The following is a 7,540-nucleotide window of genomic DNA, read 5'->3' as shown; positions in this document are numbered from 1 at the left end:
GCAAGAGCTGTGGGGTGTCTTACTGGCTTATAATCTGGTGAGATATCAGATGATTAAAATGGCGGAACATCTGAAAGGTTACTGGCCGAATCAACTGAGTTTCTCAGAATCATGCGGAATGGTGATGAGAATGCTGATGACATTGCAGGGCGCATCACCGGGACGTATACCGGAGCTGATGCGCGATCTTGCAAGTATGGGACAACTTGTGAAATTACCGACAAGAAGGGAAAGGGCCTTCCCGAGAGTGGTAAAGGAGAGGCCCTGGAAATACCTCACAGCCCCGAAAAAGAGCCAGTCAGTTGCTTAACTGACTGGCATTACAGCACCCACTGCGGTTTTTTAGCACTGAGAGCAAGCGGCTTACGGCAGAATTGACGGCTGATCCGCCCCTTCTTTCTCCACTTTCTGCTGCAACAGATGTTCGCGCTTCATCCCCAGCTTCAGCGCCAGCGCCGATGCAACGTAGATAGAAGACGCCGTACCGATGGAAACCCCGATCAGCATGGTCAGCGAGAAGCCTTTCAGCATCGCGCCGCCAAAGAGATACAGCATCAGGATCACAACCAGCGTGGTGCCGGAGGTGATCAAGGTACGATGCAGGGTCTGCGTCAGCGAGATGTTGAAGATCTCATACGGCGTACCGCGACGAATCTTACGGAAGTTCTCACGAATACGGTCCGATACCACGATACTGTCGTTAAGCGAGTAGCCGATCACCGACATCAACGATGCAACGATAGTCAGGTCAATCTCGATATGGAACAGCGACAGCACGCCCATGGTAATGATCACGTCATGCGCCAGAGCGATAACTACACCTGCCGCCAGGCGCCATTCGAAGCGGAACCCGACGTAAATCAGGATACAGATCAGTGCAACCAGCAGCGCCATGCCGCCAGTCTGCGCCAAATCCGCCCCAACGCTCGGGCCGACGAATTCGATGCGTTTCACCGCAGCGTTCTGGCTAGTCGCTTCGTTAATCACGCTGACAACTTTGCTGCCCAGTACCTGCCCGCCGGTTTCACCGTGCGCAGGCGGCATACGCACCATGATGTCACGGCTGCTGCCGAAGTTCTGCAACAGCGGATCCGCAAAGCCCGCTTTCTCCAGCGCGTCACGCATTAAATCCATGTCCGCTGGTTTTTCCAGCGAAATTTCAATAACCGTACCGCCGGTAAAGTCCAGGCCCCAGTTAAAGCCGCGAACCCCCATCACAATGATGGAGAGGATCAGCAGCCCGCCGGAAATGATAAAAGCCCAGTTATCCCAGCGCATAAAGTCCCAGACTTTACGGCCGTGGTTCAATTGTTCAACAGTATAATCCTGTGCCACAACGCACTCCTCAGATAGACAGCTTGTTAATGCGTTTGCCGCCGTACAACAGGTTGACGATGGCACGGGTACCGACAATAGCGGTAAACATGGAGGTCGCCACACCGATACCGGTGGTAATTGCGAACCCTTTAATCGAGCCAGTACCGACTGCGTACAGAATAAGCACTTTAATCAACGTGGTGACGTTCGCATCGAAAATCGATGAAAATGCGCCCTGATAACCTTCGTGTATCGCCTGCTGGACGGAACGCCCGTTGCTCAGCTCTTCCTTAATACGTTCGTTTATCAGTACGTTCGCATCCACCGCAACCGCAAGGGTTAACACGATACCCGCAATCCCTGGCATAGTCAGCGTTGCGCCAGGCAACAACGACATGATACCGACGATAAGCACCAAGTTAGCCACCAGCGCAGACGTTGCGATCAGACCAAACTTCTTATAGAAGAAGATCATGAAGATGATCGACACCACCAGCCCCGCCAGACAAGCTTCCAGGCCCTGAGTGATGTTCTGCGCACCCAGTGTTGGACCAATAGTACGTTCTTCAACAATCTGAATCGGTGCAATCAGCGCACCGGCACGCAGCAGCAGCGAGAGCTGACGCGCTTCGGTCGGGTTGCTGATACCGGTAATGCGGAAGCTGTTACCGAGACGAGACTGGATGTTGGCAATGTTAATCACCTCTTCCTGTTTCACCAGCACCGCACGGCCATTGGCATCTTTCTTACCGCTGTCTTTGTACTCCACAAACAGGGTCGCCATCGGCTTGCCGATATTGTCCTTGGTGAAGTTCGACATGATGTTGCCACCCGCGCTATCCAGTGAAATATTCACCTGCGGCTGGTTGTACTCATCCTGGCTGGATGTGGAGTCGGTGATATGGTCACCGGTCAGAATCACGCGTTTATACAGCACAACCGGCTGACCTTCGCGAGTCATTTTCACTTCGGAATCACCCGGCACACGACCTGCCGCGGCAGCAGAAGCGTCCACGCTGCTGTTGACCAGACGGAATTCCAGCGTTGCGGTCGCCCCCAGGATCTCTTTAGCACGCGCCGTATCCTGAATCCCCGGCAGTTCAACCACGATGCGATCAGCACCCTGGCGCTGCACCAGCGGTTCGGCAACGCCGAGCTGGTTCACACGGTTACGCAAAATGTTGATGTTCTGCTGAACAGCGTATTCACGCGCTTCATTCAGACGCGCATCGCTCATCACCGCACGCAGCGTGTTATCACCCTGGTTGGTGATCACCAGATCGCGGTGGCGGCTGCTCAGGTAAGTATTTGCCTGATCGCGCGCCGCACTATCGCGGAACTGGATGCTCAGGCCATAATTATCTTCCTTACGCACGGTGGTGTAAGGAATCCCTTTCTCGCGCAGATCGCTGCGCAGGCTGTCCATATTCTGTTCCTGCAACTTGGTCAGCGCTGTTTGCATGTCCACTTCCATCAGGAAGTGCACGCCGCCGCGCAAATCGAGACCGAGTTTCATCGGCTCGGCTTTGATGGCGCTCAGCCAGCGAGGTGTTGCAGGAGCAAGGTTAAGAGCTACGACGTATTGATCGCCTAATGCGCTGACCAGCACCTCACGGGCACGCAGTTGTGTGTCAGTCGAATCAAAGCGAGCAAGGATAGCGCCATCTTCCAGTGCCACGGACTTCGCGTTGATTTTTTCTTCTTGTAGATTTTTCTGGACCTGGATCAGCGTTTGTTCACTGGCGGCGACGCCGCGCGCGCCAGTGACCTGAACAGCCGGATCCTCACCATACAGGTTGGGAAGTGCGTAAAGCAGGCCGACGATAAGCACGACGACCAGCATGATGTACTTCCACAAAGGATAACGGTTTAACACGGCAGTTCCCTTTGGGAAAACGAAATGATTACAGCGCCTTCATGGTGCCTTTCGGCAGAACGGCAGCTACGAAGTCACGTTTGATTACCACTTCAGTGGTGTCGTTCAGCGCAATCGCAATGTAGCCAGTTTCAGCTACTTTGGTTACGCGACCGACCAGACCACCGTTAGTCAGTACTTCATCACCTTTAGCAATGGAGTCCATCAGCTTTTTATGCTCTTTAGTGCGTTTTTGCTGTGGGCGCAGGATCATGAAGTAGAAAATCAGACCAAACACCACCAGCATCAGGATCAGAGATATCGGGCTGCCCTGTGCCGGCGCGCCAGCTGCTGCTACCGCATCAGAAATAAAAAAGCTCATTCAAATTCCCTCATTTATTTAATTAATCAACATTCAAAGGTGGAACTGGTCGACCCTGACGTTGGTAAAAATCCGCTACGAAGCTCTCTAATTTACCCTCTTCGATAGCCTTGCGTAAACCAGCCATTAAACGCTGATAATACCGCAGGTTATGAATCGTATTGAGACGCGCGCCCAATATCTCGTTGCAACGATCGAGATGATGCAAATACGCGAGTGAATAATTGCGACAGGTGTAGCAATCACACTCAACATCGAGCGGGCCGGTATCGCTTTTATATTTCGCGTTACGGATTTTCACCACGCCGTTGGTCACAAACAGGTGACCGTTACGGGCATTGCGCGTCGGCATAACACAGTCGAACATATCAATACCACGACGCACACCTTCAACTAAATCTTCCGGTTTCCCCACGCCCATCAGGTATCGTGGTTTGTCTGCGGGGATTTGCGGGCAGACATGCTCCAGGATGCGGTGCATATCTTCTTTTGGCTCCCCTACAGCAAGACCGCCGACAGCGTAGCCATCAAAGCCAATCTCTACCAGACCTTTGACCGATATATCTCGTAAATCTTCGTAAACACTGCCCTGAATGATGCCAAAGAGCGCATTTTTGTTACCTAAGCCGTCGAATCGCTCGCGACTGCGCTTCGCCCAGCGTAGAGACATTTCCATAGAACGTTTCGCATAGTCCCAGTCGGCCGGATAAGGTGTACATTCATCGAAGATCATCACGATGTCGGAACCGAGGTCGTACTGAATCTCCATCGACTTTTCCGGGTCGAGGAAAATCGGATCGCCATTGATTGGGTTGCGGAAGTGCACGCCCGATTCAGTGATCTTGCGAATGTCACCAAGACTGAAGACCTGGAAGCCACCGGAATCGGTCAGAATTGGGCCTTTCCACTGCATAAAATCGTGCAGATCGCCATGCAGCTTCATGATTTCCTGGCCCGGGCGCAGCCACAGGTGGAAAGTGTTGCCCAGAATAATTTGTGCGCCAGTGGCTTCCACTTCTTCCGGCGTCATCCCTTTTACGGTGCCGTAAGTGCCCACAGGCATAAACGCCGGCGTTTCAACCACGCCGCGTTCAAACACCAGACGACCGCGGCGGGCGCGTCCGTCGGTGGTATCCAGTTCAAATTTCATTTTTTCTCCAGCATCAGAGAGACAGTCTGATGGTAACTATCTGCTGTGAAATCACTCCACAGCATCGAATTCATCAACAAGCAAAAAAGGCGTAATTGACGCCGCCAGTTTGGACGCGGACAGCGCACAGCAACCGGAGCGTACACATAGTACGTGAGGATTACTCGCTTCGCTCGCCCTAAAGGGCCGCCGCAAGCGGCGTTCAAAATGCCATAACATTTTGTGCGAGCACTGCCCAAGTGCAAAATGGAAAGTAAAATAGCCTTTTTATGGACGTTCAGTAATGGCCTGCGGATTGTACGTTATAAACATCGCATCGCCATAACTAAAGAAGCGATATTCCTGCGCAACGGCAGCGTGGTACGCGTTCATGGTGTGCTGATATCCGGCAAACGCGGAAACCAGCATGATCAGCGTCGACTCCGGCAGATGGAAGTTGGTCACCAGCGCATCGATCACCTGGTATTGATAACCCGGATAAATAAAGATCTGCGTATCGCCGAAGAACGGCGCAATCAGCGCATCGTTGGCAGCCTGCGCGGCGCTCTCCAGCGAGCGTACGGAAGTGGTTCCCACGGCGACAACACGGTTACCGCGCGCTTTCGCCGCCAGCACCGCGTCCACAACCTCCTGCGGCACTTCGGCATATTCGGAGTGCATGATGTGATCTTCAATGCTGTCGACGCGTACCGGCTGGAAAGTCCCGGCGCCGACATGCAGGGTAACGAAAGCCATTTCAATGCCTTTATTACGCAGACGTTCCAGCAGCGGCTCATCAAAATGCAGGCCCGCCGTCGGCGCGGCAACCGCCCCCGGTTTCTGGCTGTAAACCGTCTGATAAAGCTCGCGATCGGCATCTTCATCCGGACGGTCGATATACGGCGGCAGCGGCATATGGCCAATGGCGTTAAGAATATCCAGCACCGGGCGCTCACCATGAAACTCAACTTCAAACAGCGTATCGTGGCGCGCCACCATGGTTGCCTGAACATCTTCCGCATCGCCCAGTAGCAGCTCAGCGCCGGGTTTTGGCGCTTTAGACGCGCGAATATGTGCCAGAATACGTTTATCATCGAGCATGCGCTCAACCAGCACTTCAATCTTACCGCCGCTCGCTTTGCGGCCAAACAAGCGAGCAGGGATCACGCGGGTATTATTGAATACCAGCAGATCGCCAGGGTTGAGCTTATCCAGTAAATCGGTGAAAGTACCGTGCGTCAGCGCGCCTGTTGGGCCATCCAGCGAAAGTAAGCGGCAACTGCTGCGCTCGGTCTGTGGGTAGTGGGCAATCAGGGATTCGGGTAATTCAAAGGAAAAATCGGCAACGCGCATGACACTAACTCAAGACAAAATAAGAGGCGGGTAGTCTAGTGCCCACGCCCTTTCGCTGCAACCGTTAGCCGTGTTTGGTTCAAAAAATAACCTAAAAGACAACGTGGCATAACGGCGCCTGCGCTGGCTCCAGCGGGCGTTCGCGAAAGCCCGGACACCTGCAATCGACAATGATGGATATAACATGAATTTTTTAGCTCACCTGCACCTTGCACATCTGGCGGACAGCTCGCTGCCGGGTAACTTGCTGGCGGACTTCGTTCGCGGCAACCCGCAAAATCTCTACGCGCCAGCAGTAGTAGATGGCATTTATATGCATCGTCGTATTGATGTGATGACTGACAACCTGCCGGAAGTCAAAATCGCTCGTGAAGGATTCCGCGCGCAAACGCGGCGGGTCGCGCCCATCACGCTGGATGTGATGTGGGATCATTTTCTCTCCCGCCACTGGACGCAACTCTCCCCCGACTTTTCGCTGGAGGATTTCGTGCGTTATGCCCATTCGCAGGTAACCACCATTCTGCCGGAGTCCCCACCGCGTTTTGTGAATTTGAATAACTACCTGTGGTCGGAACGCTGGCTGGAGCGCTACCGGGAGATGTCCTTTATTCAGAATGTACTCAACGGTATGGCGAATCGCCGCCCGCGGCTTGATGCGCTGCGCGACTCCTGGCAGGATCTCGACGCTAACTACGCCGAGTTGGAAAGCCTGTTCTGGCAGTTCTACCCGCGCATGATGGATCAGGCAATTTCGCGCACACTTTAATTGATAGGCAAAACCTGTCTCAACGATTGTCAATGGCGCTTTGAGACACTTCCATCCACTTCCTATACTGGTACGCGTTGCGTTCTAATTAACCTTGTAAATCACAGGAGTACATATGGTACTGGTCACTCGTCAGGCACCGGATTTTACAGCGGCAGCCGTACTGGGCAGCGGTGAAATCGTTGAAAACTTTAATTTCAAACAGCACACCAGTGGCAAAGCCACCGTACTGTTTTTCTGGCCTATGGACTTTACCTTCGTCTGCCCGTCTGAACTGATCGCTTTCGACAAACGCTACGAAGAGTTTCAGAAGCGTGGTGTTGAAGTGGTTGGCGTCTCCTTCGACTCCGAGTTTGTTCATAACGCATGGCGTAACACGCCGGTGGAGAAAGGCGGTATCGGCGCGGTGAAATATGCGATGGTTGCGGATATCAAACGTGAAATCCAGCAGGCTTACGGTATCGAACACCCGGACGCAGGTGTTGCGCTGCGCGGTTCTTTCCTGATCGACAAAGACGGTATTGTGCGCCATCAGGTAGTTAACGACCTGCCATTGGGGCGTAACATCGACGAAATGCTGCGTATGGTTGACGCACTGCAATTCCACGAAGAGCACGGTGAAGTTTGCCCGGCGCAGTGGGAAAAAGGTAAAGAAGGGATGAACGCCTCTCCGGACGGCGTGGCAAAATACCTGAGCGAAAACCTTTCCAGCCTGTAATCGGCAGCGTTTGACAAGGC

7 protein-coding genes and 1 pseudogene are annotated in these 7,540 nt (G+C 53.3%); 3 read left to right on the top strand and 5 right to left on the bottom strand.

The features are described from left to right. Positions 1-310: pseudogene (locus tag GA0061070_RS09470) on the top strand (IS4 family transposase); the annotation flags it as partial. 53 nt (positions 311-363) lie between these two features. Here GA0061070_RS09470 and secF read toward each other — a convergent pair. From secF to queA, 5 genes are all read right to left on the bottom strand, one after another. Then, entirely contained in the window at positions 364-1,335 is a 972-nt protein-coding gene (secF, locus tag GA0061070_RS09465; RefSeq protein ID WP_090135590.1) for a protein translocase subunit SecF, read from the bottom strand. A gap of 10 nt (positions 1,336-1,345) precedes the next feature. Then, positions 1,346-3,193 carry a protein translocase subunit SecD gene (gene secD, locus GA0061070_RS09460; RefSeq protein WP_090135588.1) on the bottom strand — a complete coding sequence of 616 codons (1,848 nt, stop codon included), beginning with the start codon at positions 3,191-3,193 and terminating at the stop codon, positions 1,346-1,348. 28 nt (positions 3,194-3,221) lie between these two features. Continuing rightward, positions 3,222-3,554: a preprotein translocase subunit YajC gene (gene yajC, locus GA0061070_RS09455; protein WP_007373486.1), complete on the bottom strand. Its 333-nt coding sequence runs from the start codon at positions 3,552-3,554 to the stop codon at positions 3,222-3,224. A 22-nt stretch (positions 3,555-3,576) separates the two neighbouring features. Further along, on the bottom strand, positions 3,577-4,704 hold the full coding sequence (tgt, locus tag GA0061070_RS09450; RefSeq protein ID WP_090135586.1) for a tRNA guanosine(34) transglycosylase Tgt: 1,128 nt from the start codon (positions 4,702-4,704) through the stop codon (positions 3,577-3,579). 267 nt (positions 4,705-4,971) lie between these two features. Beyond that, positions 4,972-6,036, bottom strand: a complete 1,065-nt coding sequence (queA, locus tag GA0061070_RS09440) for a tRNA preQ1(34) S-adenosylmethionine ribosyltransferase-isomerase QueA (protein ID WP_090135585.1) — start codon at positions 6,034-6,036, stop codon at positions 4,972-4,974. Positions 6,037-6,220: 184 nt separating this feature from the next. Between queA and acpH the strand changes: the two genes are divergently transcribed. Continuing rightward, entirely contained in the window at positions 6,221-6,802 is a 582-nt protein-coding gene (gene acpH, locus GA0061070_RS09435) for an ACP phosphodiesterase (RefSeq protein ID WP_090135583.1), read from the top strand. Positions 6,803-6,917: 115 nt separating this feature from the next. Beyond that, positions 6,918-7,520 carry a peroxiredoxin C gene (locus GA0061070_RS09430; protein ID WP_090135582.1) on the top strand — a complete coding sequence of 201 codons (603 nt, stop codon included), beginning with the start codon at positions 6,918-6,920 and terminating at the stop codon, positions 7,518-7,520. Positions 7,521-7,540 lie beyond the last annotated feature (20 nt).

Origin of the sequence: Kosakonia oryziphila (genome assembly GCF_900094795.1) — a bacterium.
Taxonomy (GTDB): Bacteria; Pseudomonadota; Gammaproteobacteria; order Enterobacterales; family Enterobacteriaceae; genus Kosakonia; species Kosakonia oryziphila.
This window is presented reverse-complemented; position numbering and strand designations above follow the sequence as displayed.

Coding starts and splice junctions, on each gene's coding strand:
- tgt (WP_090135586.1), bottom strand. CDS start 4,704: ATGAAATTTGAACTGGATACCACCGACGGACGCGCCCGCCGCGGTCGT.
- yajC (WP_007373486.1), bottom strand. CDS start 3,554: ATGAGCTTTTTTATTTCTGATGCGGTAGCAGCAGCTGGCGCGCCGGCA.
- GA0061070_RS09430 (WP_090135582.1), top strand. CDS start 6,918: ATGGTACTGGTCACTCGTCAGGCACCGGATTTTACAGCGGCAGCCGTA.
- acpH (WP_090135583.1), top strand. CDS start 6,221: ATGAATTTTTTAGCTCACCTGCACCTTGCACATCTGGCGGACAGCTCG.
- queA (WP_090135585.1), bottom strand. CDS start 6,036: ATGCGCGTTGCCGATTTTTCCTTTGAATTACCCGAATCCCTGATTGCC.